At 64.1% G+C, this 20,121-nt stretch carries 19 protein-coding genes; 13 read left to right on the forward strand and 6 right to left on the reverse strand.

Going from position 1 to position 20,121, the window contains the following annotated elements; genetic code table 11:
- Positions 1–87 precede the first annotated feature (87 nt).
- From I9018_RS06965 to I9018_RS06975, 3 genes are read right to left on the reverse strand one after another with little or no spacing between them, the layout of a single operon-like run.
- Positions 88–1,137, reverse strand: coding sequence for an alkene reductase (locus I9018_RS06965; RefSeq protein WP_068582026.1), 1,050 nt, complete (start codon positions 1,135–1,137; stop codon positions 88–90).
- Positions 1,138–1,170: 33 nt separating this feature from the next.
- Positions 1,171–2,337 (reverse strand): MFS transporter, encoded by a 1,167-nt coding sequence (locus tag I9018_RS06970; protein ID WP_241109053.1) that lies wholly within the window; start codon positions 2,335–2,337, stop codon positions 1,171–1,173.
- An 18-nt stretch (positions 2,338–2,355) separates the two neighbouring features.
- Complete coding sequence (locus tag I9018_RS06975) at positions 2,356–2,658, reverse strand: helix-turn-helix transcriptional regulator (protein ID WP_068582035.1); 303 nt, start codon at positions 2,656–2,658, stop codon at positions 2,356–2,358.
- Between the two features lie 154 nt (positions 2,659–2,812).
- Here I9018_RS06975 and I9018_RS06980 point away from each other — a divergent pair, with 154 nt between their 5' ends.
- The gene (locus I9018_RS06980; protein WP_241109054.1) at positions 2,813–3,403 is read left to right on the forward strand and encodes an ACP phosphodiesterase; all 591 of its coding nucleotides are present in this window, start codon (positions 2,813–2,815) and stop codon (positions 3,401–3,403) included.
- Positions 3,404–3,410: 7 nt separating this feature from the next.
- Here I9018_RS06980 and I9018_RS06985 read toward each other — a convergent pair whose 3' ends face one another.
- Together I9018_RS06985 and olsB are read right to left on the reverse strand one after the other, a co-directional pair.
- A complete protein-coding gene (locus tag I9018_RS06985; protein ID WP_241109055.1) occupies positions 3,411–4,205 on the reverse strand; it encodes a lysophospholipid acyltransferase family protein in 795 nt (264 codons plus the stop codon).
- Entirely contained in the window at positions 4,205–4,960 is a 756-nt protein-coding gene (olsB, locus tag I9018_RS06990; protein ID WP_068582048.1) for an L-ornithine N(alpha)-acyltransferase, read from the reverse strand. Before olsB ends, I9018_RS06985 begins: the two co-directional genes overlap by 1 nt.
- Before the next feature lie 141 nt (positions 4,961–5,101).
- On the opposite strand from olsB, the gene I9018_RS06995 reads away from it, so the two are divergent.
- The 10 genes from I9018_RS06995 to I9018_RS07040 all read left to right on the forward strand — a co-directional run bounded on the left by I9018_RS06995 (position 5,102) and on the right by I9018_RS07040 (position 15,844).
- Positions 5,102–5,998: an acyl-CoA dehydrogenase gene (locus I9018_RS06995; protein ID WP_068582052.1), complete on the forward strand. Its 897-nt coding sequence runs from the start codon at positions 5,102–5,104 to the stop codon at positions 5,996–5,998.
- Between the two features lie 70 nt (positions 5,999–6,068).
- Positions 6,069–7,166 carry a serine hydrolase gene (locus I9018_RS07000; RefSeq protein ID WP_241109056.1) on the forward strand — a complete coding sequence of 366 codons (1,098 nt, stop codon included), beginning with the start codon at positions 6,069–6,071 and terminating at the stop codon, positions 7,164–7,166.
- Positions 7,163–7,492 (forward strand): amidase, encoded by a 330-nt coding sequence (locus I9018_RS07005; RefSeq protein ID WP_124345936.1) that lies wholly within the window; start codon positions 7,163–7,165, stop codon positions 7,490–7,492. Before I9018_RS07000 ends, I9018_RS07005 begins: the two co-directional genes overlap by 4 nt.
- A gap of 154 nt (positions 7,493–7,646) precedes the next feature.
- Positions 7,647–8,822 carry a M20 aminoacylase family protein gene (locus I9018_RS07010; protein ID WP_241109057.1) on the forward strand — a complete coding sequence of 392 codons (1,176 nt, stop codon included), beginning with the start codon at positions 7,647–7,649 and terminating at the stop codon, positions 8,820–8,822.
- 99 nt (positions 8,823–8,921) lie between these two features.
- Positions 8,922–10,232, forward strand: a complete 1,311-nt coding sequence (locus I9018_RS07015) for an MFS transporter (RefSeq protein WP_241109058.1) — start codon at positions 8,922–8,924, stop codon at positions 10,230–10,232.
- Positions 10,229–11,692, forward strand: coding sequence for an amidase (locus tag I9018_RS07020; protein ID WP_241109059.1), 1,464 nt, complete (start codon positions 10,229–10,231; stop codon positions 11,690–11,692). The genes I9018_RS07015 and I9018_RS07020 overlap by 4 nt, the downstream gene beginning before the upstream one ends.
- Before the next feature lie 84 nt (positions 11,693–11,776).
- Positions 11,777–12,550: an IclR family transcriptional regulator gene (locus tag I9018_RS07025; RefSeq protein WP_241109060.1), complete on the forward strand. Its 774-nt coding sequence runs from the start codon at positions 11,777–11,779 to the stop codon at positions 12,548–12,550.
- Positions 12,551–12,686: 136 nt separating this feature from the next.
- On the forward strand, positions 12,687–13,994 hold the full coding sequence (locus I9018_RS07030; RefSeq protein WP_241109061.1) for an OprD family outer membrane porin: 1,308 nt from the start codon (positions 12,687–12,689) through the stop codon (positions 13,992–13,994).
- 109 nt (positions 13,995–14,103) lie between these two features.
- Positions 14,104–14,685, forward strand: a complete 582-nt coding sequence (locus I9018_RS07035) for a YceI family protein (protein WP_241109062.1) — start codon at positions 14,104–14,106, stop codon at positions 14,683–14,685.
- A 1-nt stretch (position 14,686) separates the two neighbouring features.
- On the forward strand, positions 14,687–15,844 hold the full coding sequence (locus I9018_RS07040) for a phosphatidylserine/phosphatidylglycerophosphate/cardiolipin synthase family protein (RefSeq protein ID WP_068582074.1): 1,158 nt from the start codon (positions 14,687–14,689) through the stop codon (positions 15,842–15,844).
- 97 nt (positions 15,845–15,941) lie between these two features.
- On the opposite strand, the gene bglX is transcribed toward I9018_RS07040, so the two are convergent.
- The gene (gene bglX / locus I9018_RS07045; protein WP_241109063.1) at positions 15,942–18,233 is read right to left on the reverse strand and encodes a beta-glucosidase BglX; all 2,292 of its coding nucleotides are present in this window, start codon (positions 18,231–18,233) and stop codon (positions 15,942–15,944) included.
- A 331-nt stretch (positions 18,234–18,564) separates the two neighbouring features.
- Here bglX and I9018_RS07050 point away from each other — a divergent pair, with 331 nt between their 5' ends.
- Both I9018_RS07050 and I9018_RS32700 read left to right on the forward strand, forming a co-directional pair.
- A complete protein-coding gene (locus I9018_RS07050; protein ID WP_068582077.1) occupies positions 18,565–19,173 on the forward strand; it encodes a LemA family protein in 609 nt (202 codons plus the stop codon).
- Entirely contained in the window at positions 19,173–20,096 is a 924-nt protein-coding gene (locus tag I9018_RS32700) for a TPM domain-containing protein (RefSeq protein WP_277398095.1), read from the forward strand. The genes I9018_RS07050 and I9018_RS32700 overlap by 1 nt, the downstream gene beginning before the upstream one ends.
- The last annotated feature ends 25 nt before the right edge of the window (positions 20,097–20,121 follow it).

The raw sequence follows: 20,121 nt of genomic DNA on the forward strand, positions 1-20,121 counted from the left end.
CTGCCATATGCGGCACCGGGATCGAATGATCGACAGGCAATAAAAAGCCCCGGCTCTGGCGAGTCGGGGCTTTTTTCTCACGGGGCCTTACAGCACCGGGTAGTCGATGTAGCCGACCGGGCCCTTGGCGTAGAAGGTTTCCGGATGCGGCTCGTTCAATGGAGCATCGGCTTTCAGGCGGGCAGGCAGGTCCGGGTTGGCGATGAAGGGTACGCCGAAGGCCACGGCATCGGCCTTGCCTTCGGCCAGCCAGGCATTGGCGCTGTCCTTGGTGAAGCGTTCATTGGCGATGTACAGGCCGCCGAAGGCTTCCTTGAGCTGTGGCCCGAGGCTGTCAGAACCTTCCTTCTCGCGAGCACAGATGAAGGCGATGCCACGCTTGCCCAGTTCACGGGCGACATAAAGGAAGGTTTGTGCCAGGTCGGCATCGCCCATGTCATGCAGGTCGGCACGTGGCGACAGGTGCACGCCGACGCGGCCGGCACCCCAGATCTCGATCATGGCATCGGTGACCTCCAGCAGCAGGCGGGCACGGTTCTCCAGGGAGCCACCGTACTGGTCGGTACGCTGGTTGGTCGTGCTTTGCAGGAACTGGTCCAGCAGGTAGCCGTTGGCGGCGTGGACTTCCACACCGTCGAAGCCGGCGGCCTTGGCGTTCTCCGCACCGACGCGGTAGGCCTCGATCACATCGGCGATCTCGGCGGTTTCCAGGGCCCGTGGCGTTGGGAAGTCGGCCAGTGGCCGCACCAGGCTGACATGTCCCTTGGGCTGGATGGCGCTGGGTGCCACTGGCGCCTCGCCGTCCAGGTAGATCGGATGGGAAATCCGTCCCACATGCCACAGTTGCATGAAGATCTTGCCGCCGGCGCCGTGCACTGCCTTGGTCACGTTGGCCCAGCCGCGGACCTGGTCGTTGGACCAGATGCCAGGGGTATCGGGATAGCCGACGCCGATCGGCGTCACCGACGTGGCTTCACTGAGAATCAGCCCGGCCGAGGCCCGCTGTACGTAGTACTCGGCCATTAGGGCATTGGGCACCCGGCCGGCATCGGCACGGCAGCGGGTCAGCGGCGCCATGATGATGCGGTTGGGCAGTTCGATGTCGCCGAGTTTGAGCGGATCAAAGAGAGTGGTCATGGAATGCAGCCTTCTTTAAAGGAAAGGAACGTTTCAGTGAGTCGCAGGGGCCAGTTCGGCATTGCCGCCCTGGCGGAAAGTGATCAGCGTCACCAGCAGGGCCAGGATCGCTAGCGCTGCGGCTGCCAGCGGCACGTTGGTGAGTCCGAAACCGTGGGCGATGACGCTGCCGCCGACCCAGGCACCCAGGGCGTTGCCGATGTTGAAGGCGCCGATGTTCAGGGTCGAAACCAGGTTGGGCGCGGCCTTGCCGAAGGTCACTACGTTGACCTGCAGGGCCGGGACCGCGGCGAAGGAGGCGGTGGCCCAGAGGAACAGGGTGATCTGCGTGGGGATCAGCGCGACGCTGGTCCAGGTCAGCACGGTGGAGATCACGGCCATGGCCGCGAACACGCCCACCAGGGTGGCGCCCAGGCGCTTGTCGGCCATCTTGCCGCCGATGATGTTGCCCAGGGTCAGGCCCAGGCCGATCAGCAGCAGGGTCCAGGTCACGCCCTTGGGCGATACGCCAGTGACTTCGCCCAGCAGCGGGGCCACGTAGGTGAACAGGGTGAACATCGAGGCTGCGAACAGTGCGGTCATACCCAGGGACAGCCAGATCCCGGCACCCTTGAGGGCCGCCAGTTCCGCACGCATGTCGAGTTTCTCCTCGTCGCGCTTGGCTGGCAGGAACCGTAGCAGGCCAATCAGCGCTACCACGCCGATCACCGTCACCGCCCAGAAGGTCGAGCGCCAGCCGGCTTCCTGGCCCAGCGCAGTTCCCAGGGGGACGCCGAGCACGTTGGCCAGCGTCAGGCCGGTGAACATCAGGGCCACGGCCGAGGCGCGCTTGTTGGCCGGCACCAGGCCGGCGGCCACCACTGAACCGATACCGAAGAAGGCTCCGTGGCACAGCGCCGTAATCACCCGTGCGAACATCAGCACGTTGTAATCACTGGCCAGTGCACACAGCAGGTTACCGATAATGAAGATCCCCATCAGTGTCACCAGGGCGGCCTTGCGTGGCAGCCGGGCGGTGGCCAGGGCCATGAATGGTGCGCCGATGGCCACGCCCAGGGCGTAGCCGGTCACCAGCCAGCCTGCGCCGGGAATCGACACCCCGAGGTCCGCCGCCACATCGGGCAGCAAGCCCATGATGACGAACTCGGTGGTGCCGATGGCGAAGGCACTCAAGGCCAGGATGAGAAGCGAAAGGGGCATTATCGGGTCCTTGTCAGATCAGAGCTGTTGGCTCATTTGCGTGAGGAACTGCTGGATGGTGTCCTCGTTGCGTTTGAAAAAATGCCATTGGCCGACTTTGCGGCTGGTGACCAGGCCGGCGCGCTGCAAGGTGGCCAGGTGGGCCGATACGGTCGACTGCGACAGGCCGCAGCGTTGATCGATCTGCCCGGCGCAGACACCGTGCTCGTTGCTGTGGGCCTGGTCGGGGAATTCGACTGTCGGGTCTTTCAGCCAGTGCAGGATTTCCCTGCGAACCGGGTGCGCCAGGGCTTTTATTATTTCGTCGAGGTCGATGGACATGGCGTTGCTCGCTTTTCCATGAAACGTTGTATCGCGATGAGGCGAAATTTAAATCGTTATTTCGCGATATACCAATATGATTTTGATCTTACTTAAGCATTTATCGGTATATCGGGTTATAACGATATGGTGGGCGCGGTGCTAAGCTGCGCAAATGAATTATCTCGCACATCTGCACCTCGGCGGCCAGCGCCCGGGTCAATTACTTGGCAGCCTCTACGGCGACTTCGTCAAAGGCCGCCTGCAAGGGGAGTTCGCCCCGGAGGTCGAGGCGGCGATCCAGCTGCATCGGCGTATCGACATCTACACCGACAGCCATGCGCTGGTGACGGCGGCGTTGGGACGTTTTTCCCTGACCCGGCGGCGTTACGCCGGCATCGTCATCGACGTGTTCTTCGATCACTGCCTGGCCCGGGACTGGGTCCAGTACGCCGATCACCCGCTGCAGTCGTTCACTGCCAATGTGTACCAGGTATTGGCCGCCGAGCCGCAGCTACCAGGGCGCCTGGCACAGATCGCGCCCTACATGGCGGCCGATGACTGGCTGGGGTCCTATCGGGATTTTCAGGTGCTGGAGCAGGTTCTGAGGGGCATTGCCCGGCGTCTGTCGCGGCCTGAGGAACTGACCGCGGCGATGGGCGAGCTGGAGCGGCTATACCAGCCCTTGAGCGAGGATTTTCGCGAGTTCTACCCGCAGTTGCAGGCCTTCGCCGCGCAGTACACCGCCCCGTCGCCGGGGCGCTGAAGCCCTTTCAGGCGGCGACCAGTTCGCCATTGCGGCGCGGTTCGGCTGGCTGCAATACATCATCGAACAGGGCTTTGTGCACCGCCTGCTGGGCCTGGAAGGCCAGCGCCGCGCGTTCCTGGCCCTGGCAGGGAATCGGCTTGAGCAGGTGGATTTCCACCTGGCCCTGGTCGTTGGCGAACAGGCGCAGCAGGTGGGACAGCAGGTCATCGTCGCCCACGAAGGGGGCCAGGTTATCAATCTGGCCATCACGCAGGTAACGGATCGCCACCGGTTGCAGGCACACCTCGGCCTCGATGGCACTGGCCAGCAAGCGACCATGGAAGGTACGCAGGCCCCGGCCGTCGGTCGTGGTGCCTTCGGGAAACAGCAGCAGGGGATGCTGCTCCTGCAGGTGCCGGGTCATTTGCTTGCGGATCAATTGGCTATCCCCGGCGCCGCGGCGGATGAACAGGCTGCCAGCCTTGGCGGCCAACCATCCGGCCACGGGCCAGGTACGCACTTCAGCCTTGGACAGGAACGACAACGGCGCGAGCATGCCCAGCAGCGGAATATCGGTCCAGGACACATGGTTGCTGACCCAGAGCATCGGCTGGCTTGGCAAGTCACCATGTACCCTGACCTGGAAAGGCAGGGCGTTGCTCAGGCGAGCCATGAAGAAGCGCGACCAGCGTTGGCGCCGGACCATGGAGTGGCTCACCCTCAGGCGTTCCAGTACCCCGAAGACGCTGGCCATGCTCAGGCCCAGCGCCACCACCAGCAGCACCCGGGCGATGCGCCCGTAGACCCGGAGCCGGCGCATCAGACAGCCGCCTTGAAGTGCCGGGCATAGCGTGGGCACAGTTCGTCGCGCTTGAGCAGGATGAAGACGTCCGCCACCTGGAAGTCCTGGTCCCAGCAGGGCTCGCCGCAGATCTTCGCGCCCAGGCGCATATAGGCCTTGAGCAGTGGCGGCATTTCGGCGATGACGTTGGAAGGAATGTCCAGGCTCGGCAGTGGGTGCTTGGGTTCGGCGCGCAGGTGCTCGTTGCTCAGGTAGCGTTCGCGCAGGCGCTGCATGATGGCATGGGCCTGCACGCCACCGTCTTGCATGGGGATGCTGGCGCAGCCCATCAGGTAGCTGTAGCCACCTTCGTTGAGGACTTCGGCCAGTTCGCCCCAGAGCACCGCGATGGTGCCGCCATTACGGTAGGCCGGGTCGACGCAAGTGCGGCCGATTTCCAGGATCGGCCCCTGCAACTGCACCAGGCCGTGCAGGCTGAACTCTTCCTCACTATAGAAACGCCCCAGGCTGCTGGCGGCCTGGTGGTCCAGCAGGCGGGTGGTGGCCACCAGGCGCCCGGTGTTCAGATCGCGCACACCGATATGGCTGCAGTGAACGTCGTAGTCATCCATGTCCAGGCCCAGTTCAGCGCCCTTGAGCTTGGCGTTGAACTCATCACTGAAGACGTTGAAACGCAGGGCCTGGGCTTCCAGCAGGGCTTGGGCGCCGATCAGGCGCTCGGCTTGCAGGCGGCGTTCAGTGCCGGTGTCGCTGATGCGGGCGATCTGAGTCATCGTGAATCTCCGTGCGGGCTACCGACCCGCCTTGGGTTGCAGCCAATCGACTTTGTTGTGCAAAGTCAGGCTATGTAGCCGCGGTGTCATCGCCATGAAACTTTGGTGATGCTTATGTGACAGCCCCTGAGGATCTTCGAAATGCCCTGGCAAGCCCTGCTCGAGACTCGTGAACGAATGCCCGCCAACCCCGATCTGGCGGAGGGTTACGGCGCTTTGCTGGCCCATCTTGGCGCGGTCACGCCTTTCGAACTGGCGGTGCTTGGCGGGCGCTTGATGGCGACGCCGGGGTTGGCGTTCCTGGTGGGATACCAGGCGGCATTGCGCATGTTGTGGCCCAGCGCGCCGCCCAGCCTGGGGGCCTTGTGCGCGACCGAGCGTCGCAGCCTGCGCCCGGCGGACATGCAGACGCGGTTGCAGGATTTGCGCCTGCACGGACGCAAGGATTTCGTCACCGCCGGGGATGCCGCCGACTGGCTGCTGGTGGCGGCCCGCAGCGAGGCCCCTGGCGAGCAGCCAGGGCTGCGCCTGACCGTGGTCTACCCGGGGGAGCCGGGCGTGAAGGTCCAGACCCTGCCGGCTATCGCCTTGATGCCGGAGATCAGCCACGGTTGCCTGCTGCTGGACAACGCCGCCTGCGAGCTGCTGGCCGGTGATGGCTGGGATGCCTATGTCAAACCCTTCCGCACCCTGGAAGACATCTATGTACTGAGTGCCATGGGCGCCTGGCTCTACGGGGTCGGCCAGGACAGCGGCTGGCCGCAGCCCCTGTTGTTGCAATTGTTGGGGTTGCTGGCCGGTTGTGCCGAAGCCAGCCGGCAGAACCCGGCCCTGGCCAGTGGGCATGTCCTGTTGGGCGGGCTGTTCGTGCAGTTCGAAGCGTTGAAGCCGGAGATCGCCATGGCGTTCGCCCAGGGCCCCGAGTTCTGGCGCGAGCAGTGGACCCGCGACCAGGCCTTGCTCGACCTGGCTTCCGGCGCCCGAGCCAAACGCCTGGCCAAGGCCCTGGCGGCCTTGCACGAGCCGGCGGGACGCTGAGCGCGCCAATGCAGTGAAACTGTCATCGGCCTGGGCTAGGCTCGGTCATTGGTTTTCTTGAGTGTCCTCCATGTCCAAAGGCTCCTTCTTGCTGGTGCTGCTTGCCTGGCTCGGTCTACCGGCCTGGGCCGAGGAGTGGCCGGCAGAGCAGTGGAGTCGGGCCGCACAAGCCTCGGGGCCGGCGCTCCAGGCACTGGAGGACTATGCCTTTACGCCTCGCGACGATGAGTCGCGCCAGGGCGTGCGTACCGATGCCCTGCTGGTGGTGCACGATGGCCGCCTGCTCTACGAGCGCTATGCCGGCCCGACCGGGCCGCAAACCCCGCACCTGATCTGGTCCGCCAGCAAGAGCGTACTGGCGGTGGTCATGGGGGGCGCCTATGGCGAGGGGCGCTTTACCCTGCAGGACCGGGCAGCGGGTTTCTACCCGGCGCTCAAGTCCCACCCGGACATCACCCTGGCCGACCTGCTGCACTGGGGCTCGGGGCTGGCCTGGCAGGAAGACTACGAATATGCGCCGCTCAACTCGTCGGTGGTGGCCATGCTCTACACCCGTGGCCATGGCGATATGGCGGCCTTCGCCGCGCAGCAACCGGCGGCGTCTGCCCCCGGCCAGGTCTTTCGTTATTCCAGCGGCGACAGCAACCTGCTGGCCGCCAGCCTGCGTGCGATGGTGGGAGCGCAGCAATATGCCGACTATCCGTGGCATGCCCTGTTCGAACCCCTGGGCATTAGCCAGGCGGTGTGGGAGCGCGATGGCGCCGGAACCTTCGTGGCCTCGTCCTACCTCTACATGAGCGCACGCGACCTGGCCCGCATTGGCCTGTTGATGCAGCGCGAGGGCCGCTGGCGCGACCGGCAACTGTTGCCCAAGGCCTGGGTCGAGTTCTGTCGCACTCCTTTCTCCGGCTACCGAGCGGGCCAGGATGTAGCGGTGGCCGGTGGGCACTGGTGGCTCAACCGTGCGTTGGACGGCGCTTCGCGACCCTGGCCCGATGCTCCCGCCGAGACCTACGCGGCCCTGGGGCATTGGGGGCAAGCCCTGTATGTATTGCCGCAGCAGCGCCTGGTGATCGTGCGCTATGGCGACGATCGCGACGGCAGCTACCAGCACAACGAGTTGCTCAAGCGGGTGCTGGCAGCCTTTCCCGGTTCGCAGCAGCCATGAGCCGGCCCAGCCTGGTCCTGCGTCATCCGTGGCTGTGCCTGCTGCTGGTCGGGTTGCTGGCGCTGGCGGCGTGGGCCTGGCAGCAGCGAGTGGCCCTGCAAGCCTTCCCGGATATCCTCGGCGCCTATACCGCCAAGGAGTACTGCTCCTGCCGCTACGTGATGGGGAACCCGGCCGACTATTGTCGCGCCTACGTCCGCCAGTACCTGCCCATCAGCGACTTCAACGATGACTCCCAGGCCCGACGCGTTACCGCCAGTGCCCTGGGGCGCACCCATGGCGCGTCCTGGCTGGGGCCACGGGAAGGCTGTCGCCTCGACCCCTGAGCCATCCTTCGGTTCCATCCAGCGGAACCAGATTCGATTGTCCTGTGCATCGGCCCGCGGTTATCTAGCGCAGAGCGTCGCGCACGCCCTGAGATCCCGTGCCGCGCCCCGTACAACAAGAACGGGAACCCACCCGGCCCAGAGGACAGACGCCATGACCCGACATCAGCACATCCTTGCCTGGCTCGACGACATCGCCGGCGACCTGCGGGACATCCGCCAGGACATCCATGCCCACCCTGAACTGGGCTTCCAGGAAAATCGTACCGCCGCACTGGTGGCCCGCCTTCTGGAGGATTGGGGATTCGAGGTGCATCGGGGCGTTGGCTGCACCGGAGTGGTGGGTGTCCTGCGCAATGGCCAAAGCTCGCGAACCCTGGGCTTGCGGGCGGACATGGACGCGCTGCCGATCGTCGAGGACAGCGACGTACCTTATAGCAGCCGTCATCGTGGCTGCATGCACGCCTGCGGCCATGACGGCCATACCACGATCCTGCTGGGAGCTGCCCGTTACCTGGCGGCCACTCGGCAGTTCGATGGCACCCTGAACCTGATCTTCCAGCCGGCGGAAGAAGGGCAGGGCGGTGCCGAGGCCATGCTTGCCGATGGCCTGTTGGAGCGCTTCCCCTGTGATGCCTTATTCGGGTTGCACAATATGCCTGGCTTGCCGGCCGGGCACCTGGGGTTTCGCCAGGGGCCGATGATGGCCTCCCAGGACCTGCTTGAAGTGGTGGTCGAGGGTGTCGGCGGCCACGGTTCCATGCCACACCTGGCGGTGGACCCGTTGGTGGCGGCGGCCAGCATGGTCATGGCCCTGCAAACGGTGGTGGCGCGCAATATCGATGCCCAGCAGGCGGCGGTGGTCACCGTCGGTGCGTTGCAGGCCGGCGAGGCCGCCAACGTGATCCCCCAGCAGGCGTTGTTGCGCTTGAGCCTGCGCGCCCTCAATGCTCCCGTGCGCGAGCAGATGCTGGAACGGGTCAAGGCAATCATCCAGACCCAGGCCGAAAGCTTCGGCTGCAGCGCCAGCATCCTGCACCGCCCGGCATACCCGGTGCTGGTCAACAGCCCGGAGCAAACCGAGTTCGCCCGGCAAGTGGCGGTGGAACTGCTGGGCGAGGCCGCGGTGGATGGCAACACGCCAAAACTGATGGGCAGCGAAGACTTCGGCTGGATGCTACAGCGCTGCCCGGGCAGCTACCTGTTCATCGGCAATGGCGTGGGGCAGCCGATGGTGCATAACCCCAGCTATGACTTCAACGACGACATCCTGCTCACCGGTGCGGCTTATTGGTGCGCCCTGGCGGAAAGCTGGCTCAAGCCTTTCTGACCCCACCCTCTCCCTGTTCCCGATTGCCCGGGCGCGCCTGCGTGCGCCCGGCACTTTCCCGAGCCCGCAAGAAGGCTCAAAAGTAGCCAAGGAGCCGCCATGAGCGTTTCGATACCCACTGCCTCCAAGACCCGGCAAGTGATTGCTGCCGTCGTCGGCAATGCCCTGGAATGGTACGACTTCATCATCTATGGCTTTCTCGCCAGTTTCATCGCCCGGCAGTTCTTCCCGGGTGGCGATGAGTACACCTCGCTGCTGATGGCCCTGGCCACCTTCGGCGTGGGTTTCTTCATGCGTCCGGTAGGCGGTGTGCTGCTGGGGATCTATTCCGATCGCAAGGGGCGCAAGGCGGCGATGCTGCTGATCATGCAACTGATGACCCTGGCCATCGCGATCATAGTGTTCACCCCTGGTTACGCGGCTATCGGCCTTGGAGCGCCGTTGCTGATCGTGGTCGCGCGCATGCTCCAGGGGTTCGCCACCGGTGGCGAGTATGCCAGCGCCACGGCCTACCTGGTGGAGAGTGCGCCGCCCCACCGCAAAGGCTTGTATGGTTCCTGGCAGTTGGTCGGGCAGTGCCTGGCGGTGTTCAGTGGCGCGGCGATGGCTGCGGCGGTGACGCATTTTTTCTCGTCACAGACCTTGGAGCAGTGGGGATGGCGCCTGCCGTTCGTGGTGGGCCTGCTGATCGGCCCGGTAGGGCTGTGGATTCGCAAGTACATGGAAGAGCCCGATGCCTTTGTCGAGGCGCGCAAGCACGTGCGCGGCAACGGACCTGGATTGCTGGAGGTGATCCGCACCCAGCGCCGGGGAATCCTGGTCGCAATGGGCCTGGGGTGCGGCGGCACCGTATCGTTCTATGTCCTGCTGGTGAACATGCCGACCTTCGCCCATAACAATCTCGGCCTGCCCCTGGACCAGGTGCTGCTGGTTCAGATGCTCGCCGTGGCACTGATGACCCTGGTCATCCCCCTGACGGGAGCCCTGTCGGATCGTTATGGCCGGCGGCCGGTGCTGATGGTCTTCACCCTGGCATTCTTCGTGCTGGTCTACCCCCTGTACGCCTGGGTCGCTGCTGCCCCGTCCATCGAGCGCCTGCTGGTGATGCAACTGCTGTTGTGCGCTGCCATCGGCGGTTCTTTCGGGCCTGCACCCACGGCCCTGGCCGAGCAATTTCCCATCGAGGTGCGTTCCACCGGAGTGTCGGTGGCGTATAACGTCACCGTGATGCTGTTCGGTGGTTTCGCACCGCTGGTCGTGACCTGGCTCAGCAAGACCCTGGCCACGCCGGTAGCGCCTGCCTTCTATGTGTTGTTGACTTCGGTCCTGAGCCTGCTAGCCATCTACTGCCTGCATGACCCGCTCAGGACCGTCAAACCCGATGCCCTGCCCCTGGGAGGTGAGTCTTGAGCAAGCCCCATGAATCCTCGACGAACGATTCGATCGTCGAGCTCGACGCCCAGGCATTGTCCCGGGCGATCCATGGCCGTGAGCTGTCCTGTCGGGAAGTGATGCAGGCCTATCTGGCACAGATCGAACGTCTCAACCCTGAGGTCAACGCACTGGTATCGCTCTGTGAACCCGAGATCCTGCTGGACCAGGCCGACGAGCGTGATCGGCAACTGCTCCAGGGGCAATCGCAGGGCTGGATGCATGGCATGCCCCAGGCGATCAAGGACCTGGCAGCGACCGCTGGCATGACCACCAGCATGGGGTCGCCGCTGTTCGCCGATCAGGTGCCGCAGGTCGACGCGATCAGCGTGGCACGGGTGCGAGCCCAGGGTGCGATCATCGTCGGCAAGAGCAACGTTCCTGAGTTCGGCCTTGGCTCGCACACCTACAACCAGCTGTTCGGGACCACCGGTAATGCCTACGACAGCAGCCTGAGTGCTGGCGGCAGCAGCGGTGGGGCGGCCGTTGCCCTGGCCTTGCGCATGCTGCCGGTGGCCGACGGCAGCGACATGATGGGTTCGCTGCGCAATCCGGCAGCGTTCAACAATGTGTTCGGCATGCGGCCGTCCCTGGGCCGGGTGCCCCACGGCCCGGCCCCCGAGCTGTTCGTCCAGCAACTGGCCACGGAAGGGCCGATGGGCCGCACCGTGGCCGATGTGGCACGGTTGCTGGCGACCCAGTCTGGCTACGATCCTCGCTCGCCCCTGTCGTTGAAGGAAGACCCGTCGCTGCTCGCGGCGCCCCTGCAGCGCGATGTTCGCGGGCTGCGCCTGGGATGGCTGGGGGACTACAACGGTTACCTGCCCATGGAGCATGGGGTGCTGGATCTGTGTGAGAAGGCCCTGGGGGACTTCGTCAGCCTGGGCTGTGAAGTGGAGCGCTGTCAGCCGGAGTTCTCCCTGGCGCAACTCTGGGATTGCTGGCTGGTGCATCGCCACTGGTTGATCCAGGGTTCCCTCGGCCTGCTGTACAACGACCCGGACAAGCGTCGCTGGCTCAAGCCCGAGGCCCGCTGGGAGGTGGAGGGCGGGGCCAGCCTCGGGGCCGCCGATGTGTACCGGGCGTGCCAGAGTCGCAGTGATTGGTATCGGGCTTTGCTGCACTTGTTCGAGCGTTACGATTTCCTGCTGCTGCCCACCGCCCAAGTGTTCCCTTTCGATGCACGACAGGCCTGGCCACGCCAGGTGAATGGGCAGGAAATGGACACTTATCATCGCTGGATGGAGGTCGTGATCGGCCCGACCCTGGCGGGCTTGCCTTGCATCAGCATTCCTGTGGGCTTCAACCTGGCCGGGTTACCCATGGGGATGCAGATCATCGGCCCGCCCCAGGCCGACCTTGCGGTGCTGCAGCTGGCCCATGCCCATGAACAGTTGACGCAATGGGTCCGGCAGCGGCCTCCCGGCAACATCCGGTAATCGGGCAAGGGCCTCGGGATCAAAGCCGGGGCCCGTATCTTGCTGGGAAATTTTTCACCCACCCTCAAGCCAGGAGTCCGGGCCATGGCCAGCAAGGTAGAAAGCGGCAGTGTGCGTTCCGTGGAGCGGGCCCTGGCCATCGTCGAGCTGCTGGGCCAGCACCAGGCCCTGGGCCTGGAGGAGTTGCACTACCTGACCGGCCTGCTCAAGGCCACGGTGTCGCGCCTGCTACTGACCTTGCAGGAACAAGGCTGGATCTACCGTGGGCTGAGCGACCGGCGCTACTGCCTGAGTGCCCGCAGCCTGTTCGGTGACAGCCGGCAGCGCTCCAAGCGCCAACTGGCGGAGCAGGCCGGGCCCTGGCTGCTGCAACTCAGTGCCCGCACCGGCCTGGTGAGCGACCTGTCGAGTTTCGATGGCGAGCATCTGGAGGTGCTGGAAAGCGTGGTGCCCGAGGTGTTGCGCAAGCGCTATCCCAGCAGTAGCAGTCGGGTGGTCGGCCAACATGCCAGCCTGTTTCATTCGGCCATGGGCAAGGCTTGCCTAGGGGCCTTGCCTTGGGAGGAAGTCGAGCGCCTGGCCGTGCGTGAGGCCGTGTCACTCGACACCTGGCAACACTCCGGCCTGCAGTTCCAACAGCTAGGGTTCGGCCAGCGCACCGAGGGTTATTGGGAGTACCCGATGCGCCTGCCGTTCCTGATTCGCGCGGTAGCCCTGCCGCTGCAGGTCGAGGGTCGGGTGGTGGGCAGTATCGCGCTGCATTGGCCGCAGGATCTGTCCTGTGTGGAGCAGGTGCGCCACCGGCACCTGGCGTTGTTGGCCGAAACCGTCATGCAATTGCAGGAACACCTCGCCTGATCTCATCCGCTGCCCATGGGTTCCACCCTGCGGAATCAATGATCGTTGCCCTTTGCCTGGCGGCCCCGACAATAGCTGCCAGGCCACCTTGGCGATGGCCATGACACCCATTCCAAGAATAAGAACAGGTGATTCCATGCGTGCGCAGCAGCGTTGTCTGGCGGGTGTGTTGTGCTGTCTGTTGGGGGGCGGGGCGGGGGCTGAGGACTTTATCCAGGACAGTCGCCTGTCCTTGCGCTACGGCCAGTCCTACTGGAAAGAAAATGCCAACGGCGGTGTCGGTCCGACCCGGGATGAATGGGTACAGGCCGCGCAGTTCAACTTCAGCTCCGGCTGGTACCGCGATGTGCTGGGGCTGGATTACAGCTATGGCCTGGCCGATGCCCTGCATGTGGGAAGCAAGGCCGACAGCATCAGCAACTTGCGGGCCGACCGCAGCGTGCAGAACCCCCACGGTATCGCCAAGCCCCTGGCGTTGTATGTGCGTGGGCGCTGGGTCGAAGAAGGCTGGACCCTGAGTGGCGGAGTGGGGAAAAAGAGCCGCCAGCTCGAGCTGTACACCGACGACCGCTTTACCCGAATCCTGCCGGCAGCGAGCCTGGGCCAGGACCTGGGGTATGAGCGAGGGGGCTTGAGCCTCAACCTGAGCCGTATCGAGGGTTTCAGCCCGCGCAACGAGTCGGGCTGGAGCCAGGACCTGCGCAATTATCGAGGGCAAAAGATCGATGACCTGCGGATCTATGCCCTGGGTTATGTCTTTCCCGATGGCAGCAAGCTGCGTGTGGAGCATGGCGTGGCCCGGGACTACCTGCGCAGTTCCACGGTGAAGTTGTCCCGCAGTTTCGCCCTGGCTCCCGGGCACGACCTGGACCTCCAGGCAATCTGGGGACGCCAGCAGGATGCCGGTCGCTTGTTCGAGTACTCAGGAGTGCGTGGGTTGTACGAGGCGCAGTCGTCCCATGATGCCCGGCATCTGGACCTGGCCCTCAATTACCGCTTTAGCCACTACTACCTGGGAGTGAGCTGGAACAAGGTGCGGGGCGATGATTTCGATCGTACGTTCTTCGCCCAGGACCATGGCACCTGGAATAGCAGCGCCAAGCGCTTCTATTACTTCGGGTTGGAGGATGAGGCGCTGCTCAAGGTCGCTTCTGGCCTGGACTTCACCGCGTTCGGCCTGCCCCGGCTCAAGCTCGATGCACACTATGTGTTTTCCAATGCCGCCCGAGGGTACGAGGACTTCTCCCGCAGCGAGTTCCAGAGCCTGTTGCGCTATTCGTTCGATGGGCTTCTCAAGGGCTTGGAACTGGCCTGGCTGCACACCCGTTTTCGCACCCGAGGCGAGCCTGACGGTGTCCTGCGCCGGAGCCTCTCCAGGGGGCCGGCGGGCATCGTCAGTCATCACTCGGAGCGCTTCTTCTTCAACTACACCTATCGCTTCTAGCGCAGGGCCCGATCACTCAGGGAGCACCGGGCCGGTAACCGGTCGCCGGGAGGTTTGCCAGCTTCCTGGCAGCCGGTTAAGGTGGCGCCTTCTGTTTACGGGAGCTTGCATGCGTACGCCGATCCGCCTTCTTCTCAGTCTGTTGGCAGTACTGGCCCTGCCGGTCCAGGCCAACTGGTACCTGGACAACGAGTCCTCGCGTATTTCCTTCGTGACCACCAAGAACGCCAGCATTTGCGAGGTCCAGCGCTTTCTGGTGCTGCATGGCAAGGTCGATGGCAAGGGCCTGGCCCAGTTACAGGTGGAGCTGGAGTCGGTCAGCAGCGGCATTCCGTTGCGCGACGAACGCATGCGCCAGGAGCTGTTCCAGATCCAGCAGTTTCCCGAGGCCCTGATCAGTGCCCAGATCAACCTGCGCCCCATCAATGACCTGGCCCCCGGAGCGCAGATCGAGCTGCTGTTGCCGGTCACCGTGAGCCTGCATGGCCGGGAGCACACCTATGACGCCGAACTCCTGGCCACCCGCCTGGATGACCGGCGCTTCCAGGTGGTGACCCTGGAGCCCCTGGTACTCAATGCCGAAGACTTCGGCCTGGCGCCTGGCGTGGACAGCCTGCGCAAGGTCGCGGGCCTGTCGGGTATCAGTCTCTCGGTGCCGGTGGGTGCGGTGCTGATCTTCACGGCCCGCTGACATGCGCGCAGCGGTTTTTCCTTGGCGCGAAGGCAACCGCTTCGAATTGCTGGTCGATGGTCCCGAGTTCTTCCCACGCATGCTGGTGGCCATTGCCCGGGCCCAGCAACAGGTGGAGCTGGAGCTGTACCTGGTGGAGGCCGGTTCCTGCGCGCAGGCCATGGTCGAGGCCATGGTCCTGGCTGCCGAGCGAGGGGTACGCGTGCGCTGCCTGTTCGACGACTACGGCAGCCTGGCATTTCCCCAGGCCTTGCGCCGTACCCTGACCGAAGCCGGGGTCGAGCTGCGTTTCTATAATCGCCTGCGCTGGCGCCAGGGGCTGCTCAATCTGTACCGCGATCATCGCAAGCTGTTGCTGGTGGACCAATCCCTGGCGGTGGTGGGGGGAACCGGTGTCACCGACGAGTTCTGGCTGCCCGAGAGCAATAGCTGCGAGTGGCACGAAGTGATGGTGCAGGTCAGCGGCCCGATAGTGCGCGACTGGCAGTTGTTGTTCGATCGCCAGTGGGACGCCAACCTGCACCGTGGTGCCTGGAAACCCCATGCCGATTTCGGCCTGCAACGCCTGCCGCGCCTGCCCGATACCGGTGAGGGCCTGGGGCGGCTCGCCTATGCCGACGCCCGCCAACACCGGGACATCCTGCATTCGCTGATTCGCGCCTTGCACAGCGGCCAGCGGCGCATCTGGCTGGCCACGCCTTATTTCCTGCCGACCTGGTCGGTGCGCCGTTCGCTGCGCAAGGCCGCAGCCCGAGGATTGGATGTGCGCTTGCTGTTGACCGGGCCGCGTACCGACCATCCGGCGGTGCGCTACGCCGGGCACCGCTATTACCCGCGACTGCTCAAGGCCGGGGTGCGGATCTTCGAGTACCAGCCGCAGTTCCTGCACCTGAAGATGGTGCTGGTGGACAATTGGGTGAGCGTCGGGTCCTGCAACTTCGACCACTGGAACCTGCGCTTCAACCTGGAGGCCAACCTGGAGGCCGTGGACCCGGTGCTGACCGCCGCCGTGGTGGCGAGCTTCGAGAAGGACTTTGTCCAGAGCGAGGAGGTCAGCCTGGCGGTGTGGCGCAACCGGCCCCTGTGGCGCCGGATCAAGCAGCGGATCTGGGGATGGGTCGATCGCCTGGTGGTCAACCTGCTGGATCGTCGCGGCTGACCGTCACGGCTGATACGGCTACAGATATTGCGGGGATTACAGGGGATTGCAGAAGGAGGCGGCCGGCGCAGGTCATGCGCCAGCCGGTGAGGGGGGATCAGAGCAGTTCGAAGCTCTGTTGCTGGACGTCCTGGGAATCCAGGCCGATCTGTACGTTGAAGTCGCCAGGTTCGGCGGCGTACTTGAGCTGGGCGTTGTAGAACTTCAGGTCGTCTTCGCTGATGTTGAAGCGGATGACCTTCTCTTCGCCGGCCTTGAGCATGACCTTCTGGAAGTTTTTCAGCTCCTTGATCGGACGAATGATCGACCCGGCCACATCCTGGATATACAACTGCACCACGGTCTCGCCGTCGCGCTTGCCAGTATTCTTCAAGGTCACGCTGGCCTCCAGCTTGCCGCCCTTGTGCAGGGTGGTGGAGGACAGGGCCAGGTCCGACAGGCTGAAGCGGGTGTAGCTCAAGCCATAGCCGAACGGGAACAGCGGGCCGGTGATGTCATCGAAGTACTGCGAGGTGTAGTTGCCCGGCTTGCCTGGGGTGAACGGCCGGCCGATGGTCAGGTGGTTGTAGTAGGTCGGGATCTGGCCCACGGAGCGCGGGAAGGTGATCGGCAGCTTGCCCGACGGGTTGTAGTCGCCGAACAGGACGTCGGCGATGGCGTTGCCGCCCTCGGTGCCGCTGAACCAGGTTTCCAGGATCGCGTCGGCCTGCTGGTTTTCCTCCAGCAGGGTCAGTGGCCGGCCATTCATCAGCACCAGCACCAACGGCTTGCCGGTGGCCTTGAGGGCCTTGATCAGCGCTCGCTGGTTGGCCGGGATGTTCAGCTCGGTGCGGCTCGAGGATTCATGGGACATGCCCCGCGACTCGCCCACGGCCGCGACGATCACGTCAGAAGCCTGGGCCGCCTTCACGGCCTCGTCGATCATCTGTTGCGCCGGACGTGGGTCGTCCACCACTTCCGGGGCGTCGAAGTTGAGGAAGTTCAGGTAGTCCACCACCTTCTTGTCGTCGGTGATGTTCGAGCCCCGGGCGTAGACCAGCCGGGCCTGGTCGCCCAGCACATTGCGCATGCCGTCGTAGAGGGTTACCGACTGTGCCGGCACGCCGGCGGCGGCCCAGCTGCCCATCATGTCGATCGGTGCCTTGGCCAATGGGCCGACCACGGCGATCTTCGCGGTCTTTTTCAGCGGCAGGGTGTCGTTCTGGTTCTTCAGCAGCACCAGGCTGCGCCGGGCGATATCCCGGGCGTCGCTGCGATGCAGGCGGCTTTCGGCGTTGGTGTCGGCCGGATCGTCCTCGGCCTTGCCGATGCGCAGGTACGGATCCTTGAACAGGCCCATGTCGTACTTGGCCCCCAACACCTCACGCACGGCGTTGTCGATGTCCTTCTGTTCGATCTCGCCGGACTTGAGCAGCCCTGGCAATTCCTTGCCATACAACGAGTCGTTCATGCTCATGTCGATGCCGGCCTTGATCGCCAGCTTGGCGGCCTCGCGACCGTCCTTGGCGACACCGTGGCGGATCAGTTCGATGATCGCGCCGTGGTCGCTGACAGCCAGGCCCTTGAAGCCCCACTCCTTGCGCAACAGGTCGTTCATCAGCCAGGTGTTGGAGGTGGCGGGCACGCCATTGATCGAGTTCAGGGCCACCATCACCCCGCCGGCACCGGCGTCGATCGCCGCGCGGTAGGGCGGCAGGTAGTCCTGGTACATCTTCACCGGACTCATGTCGACGATGTTGTAGTCGCGACCGCCTTCCACCGCACCGTACAGGGCGAAGTGCTTGACGCTGGCCATGATGCTGTCGGGGGCCGCCGGGCTCTTGCCCTGGTAGGCGTTGACCATCACCTTGGCGATTCGCGAGACCAGGTAGGTGTCTTCGCCGAAGCCTTCGGACGTCCGGCCCCAGCGTGCATCGCGGGAGATGTCGACCATCGGTGCGAAGGTGATGTCCAGGCTGTCGGCGCTGGCTTCCTGGGCGGCGATACGCCCGGAGCGGCCGATGGCGTCCATGTCCCAGCTGGAGGCCAGGGCCAGGCTGATGGGGAAGATGGTCCGGTGGCCGTGGATCACGTCGTAGGCGAAGAACATCGGGATCTTCAGGCGGCTGCGCATGGCCGCGTCCTGCATCGGCCGGTTTTCCGGGCGCGAGATGGAGTTGAACGTGGCACCGATGTTACCGGCGGCGATCTCCTTGCGGATCAGCTCCCGGGGCATTTCCGGGCCGATGCTGATCAGGCGCAGTTGGCCGATCTTTTCCTGCAGGGTCATCCGCTTGAGCAGATCGGTGATAAAGGCTTCCTTGTTCTCCAAGGGGACCGGGGCAGACTCGGCCAATACAGGGTGACTGGCCAGGCTGACCAGCAGACCCAGCAAACACAGCTTCTTCATGAATTTGTTCTCAAGGGCTCAAGCCCGACGCATGAGTGACGCGCCGAACAGCCAAAATTTAGGGGGCAGCTATTGTTGTTCAGATAATTCCCGCACACTTCAGGTCGTGTGAAAACGACTACCTTGGGCAATATGGCGTTAAAAACAGGCTTGTCTTGCCTTGACTCGCGACGTTTTCACACAGCCTTATTTCTGAACTCTTTTTCGCGCTGGGCATCTTTTAGCCCATCAGCCCGATGCATTCCAGTAGCGTTGGCAGATTTTGCCCTGCCAGGCCTGAAAACACGGGCAAAAGATTCTCTTCAACCAGGTTGTGCAAGGAGCCTCACCCATGAACATCACCCAAAGCCTGCGCTCGAGCTGGCCCGTCGCCGCCCTGTTGCTGCTCACCAGCCTGCTCAGCGGCTGTGGCATCAACAACATCCCGACCCTGGACGAGCAGGTCAAGGCCGATTGGGGCCAGGTACAGAACCAGTACCAGCGCCGTGCCGACCTGATCCCCAACCTGGTGGAGACCGTCAAGGGCTACGCCAAGCATGAGGAAGAGACGCTGACTGCGGTGGTCGAGGCGCGGGCCAAGGCGACCTCGATCCAGGTGGACGCCAAGACCCTGGACAACCCGGAAAAGCTCAAGCAGTTCCAGCAAGCCCAGGATCAGCTCAGCGGTGCCCTGAGTCGCTTGATGGTGGTGTCCGAGCGCTACCCGGACCTCAAGGCCAACCAGAACTTCCTGGCCCTGCAGTCCCAGCTTGAAGGTACCGAGAACCGCATCGCCGTGGCCCGTCGCGATTTCATCCTGGCAGTGCAGAAGTACAACACCGAGATCCGTACTTTCCCCGGTCGTCTCTGGCACAGCTTGATGTACAGCGACCTGCCGGTGCGTGAGTCGTTCGAGGCCACCAGCCCCGATGCTGACAAGGCCCCGCAAGTGAAGTTCTGATGAACCACGGGCAGCGCGTGCTGCGAGGCGCGCTGCTGTGGCTATGGCTGGTGAGTGGCGCCGTACTGGCGCAGCAACCAGGGCCAACGCCCACGGATGGGGTGCAGTTGCGTTCGGCGCAATCCACTGTCCAGGTCGAGCCCGCACCGGCCACTGCGACAGCGGTGCCGCTTGAAAGCCTGTTTCCCAAGCTGACGGGCAGGGTGGTGGACACCGCGCAGATGCTCACGCCTTCGGCGCAGGTCTACCTGGCGCAGATGCTCGAACGGCTCGAGCAGAGCACCACCGACCAGGTGGTGGTGGTCACTGTGCCGAGCCTGGGCGGCTACAGCATCGAGGAGTTCGGCCTGCAACTGGGGCGGCACTGGGGTATCGGCCAAAAGGACAAGAACAACGGAGTCCTGCTGCTGGTGGCCAAGGACGATCGCAAGGTGCGGATCGAAGTGGGCTACGGCCTGGAAGGGCGGATCGACGATATCTGGGCGCACCTCATTATCAACGACTCGATCATCCCGTACTTCAAGGATGAGCTGTACTCCTCCGGGATCATTACCGGTACCACCTCCATCGTGCGTCTGCTGGAGCCCAACAGCACGCGGATGCTGGCGCACCGCTGGGTGGTGCAGAGCTGGTACCAGCAGATCGAATGGATGTGGTGGTTCAAGGTGTTGTTCTTCCTGGTGTTCGCCGTCTTGCCCCTGGGCGCGATACTGGCTTCGTGGCGCAACAGCGAGGCTGAACCAGGCCGTGCCAGCGATGATCCGCCCACACGTGAACCCAGGGCCGAGCGTGATTCGGGATCGAGCAGTTCATTCGATTGGTTCGACTCCGGCAGTTCGAGTTCCGGCTCAGGTTCCGATTCGGATAGTTTCAGGGGCGGCGGTGGCAGTTTTGGCGGTGGCGGGGCATCCGGCAGTTGGTAGTGCAAGTGAAAAGTCATTGAGGACG

It is taken from the genome of Pseudomonas sp. MPFS, assembly GCF_022537035.1.
GTDB lineage: Bacteria > Pseudomonadota > Gammaproteobacteria > Pseudomonadales > Pseudomonadaceae > Aquipseudomonas > Aquipseudomonas sessilinigenes.

What these genes read in the sequence shown, in the direction of transcription:
- I9018_RS07035 (WP_241109062.1), top strand. Translation starts at nt 14,104, where the DNA reads ATGCGTACGCCGATCCGCCTTCTTCTCAGTCTGTTGGCAGTACTGGCC.
- I9018_RS06985 (WP_241109055.1), bottom strand. Translation starts at nt 4,205, where the DNA reads ATGCGCCGGCTCCGGGTCTACGGGCGCATCGCCCGGGTGCTGCTGGTG.
- I9018_RS07005 (WP_124345936.1), top strand. Translation starts at nt 7,163, where the DNA reads ATGAGCCGGCCCAGCCTGGTCCTGCGTCATCCGTGGCTGTGCCTGCTG.
- I9018_RS06980 (WP_241109054.1), top strand. Translation starts at nt 2,813, where the DNA reads ATGAATTATCTCGCACATCTGCACCTCGGCGGCCAGCGCCCGGGTCAA.
- I9018_RS07010 (WP_241109057.1), top strand. Translation starts at nt 7,647, where the DNA reads ATGACCCGACATCAGCACATCCTTGCCTGGCTCGACGACATCGCCGGC.
- I9018_RS06995 (WP_068582052.1), top strand. Translation starts at nt 5,102, where the DNA reads ATGCCCTGGCAAGCCCTGCTCGAGACTCGTGAACGAATGCCCGCCAAC.
- bglX (WP_241109063.1), bottom strand. Translation starts at nt 18,233, where the DNA reads ATGAAGAAGCTGTGTTTGCTGGGTCTGCTGGTCAGCCTGGCCAGTCAC.
- I9018_RS06965 (WP_068582026.1), bottom strand. Translation starts at nt 1,137, where the DNA reads ATGACCACTCTCTTTGATCCGCTCAAACTCGGCGACATCGAACTGCCC.
- olsB (WP_068582048.1), bottom strand. Translation starts at nt 4,960, where the DNA reads ATGACTCAGATCGCCCGCATCAGCGACACCGGCACTGAACGCCGCCTG.
- I9018_RS32700 (WP_277398095.1), top strand. Translation starts at nt 19,173, where the DNA reads ATGAACCACGGGCAGCGCGTGCTGCGAGGCGCGCTGCTGTGGCTATGG.
- I9018_RS06970 (WP_241109053.1), bottom strand. Translation starts at nt 2,337, where the DNA reads ATGCCCCTTTCGCTTCTCATCCTGGCCTTGAGTGCCTTCGCCATCGGC.
- I9018_RS07040 (WP_068582074.1), top strand. Translation starts at nt 14,687, where the DNA reads ATGCGCGCAGCGGTTTTTCCTTGGCGCGAAGGCAACCGCTTCGAATTG.
- I9018_RS07030 (WP_241109061.1), top strand. Translation starts at nt 12,687, where the DNA reads ATGCGTGCGCAGCAGCGTTGTCTGGCGGGTGTGTTGTGCTGTCTGTTG.
- I9018_RS07000 (WP_241109056.1), top strand. Translation starts at nt 6,069, where the DNA reads ATGTCCAAAGGCTCCTTCTTGCTGGTGCTGCTTGCCTGGCTCGGTCTA.
- I9018_RS07025 (WP_241109060.1), top strand. Translation starts at nt 11,777, where the DNA reads ATGGCCAGCAAGGTAGAAAGCGGCAGTGTGCGTTCCGTGGAGCGGGCC.
- I9018_RS07050 (WP_068582077.1), top strand. Translation starts at nt 18,565, where the DNA reads ATGAACATCACCCAAAGCCTGCGCTCGAGCTGGCCCGTCGCCGCCCTG.
- I9018_RS06975 (WP_068582035.1), bottom strand. Translation starts at nt 2,658, where the DNA reads ATGTCCATCGACCTCGACGAAATAATAAAAGCCCTGGCGCACCCGGTT.
- I9018_RS07015 (WP_241109058.1), top strand. Translation starts at nt 8,922, where the DNA reads ATGAGCGTTTCGATACCCACTGCCTCCAAGACCCGGCAAGTGATTGCT.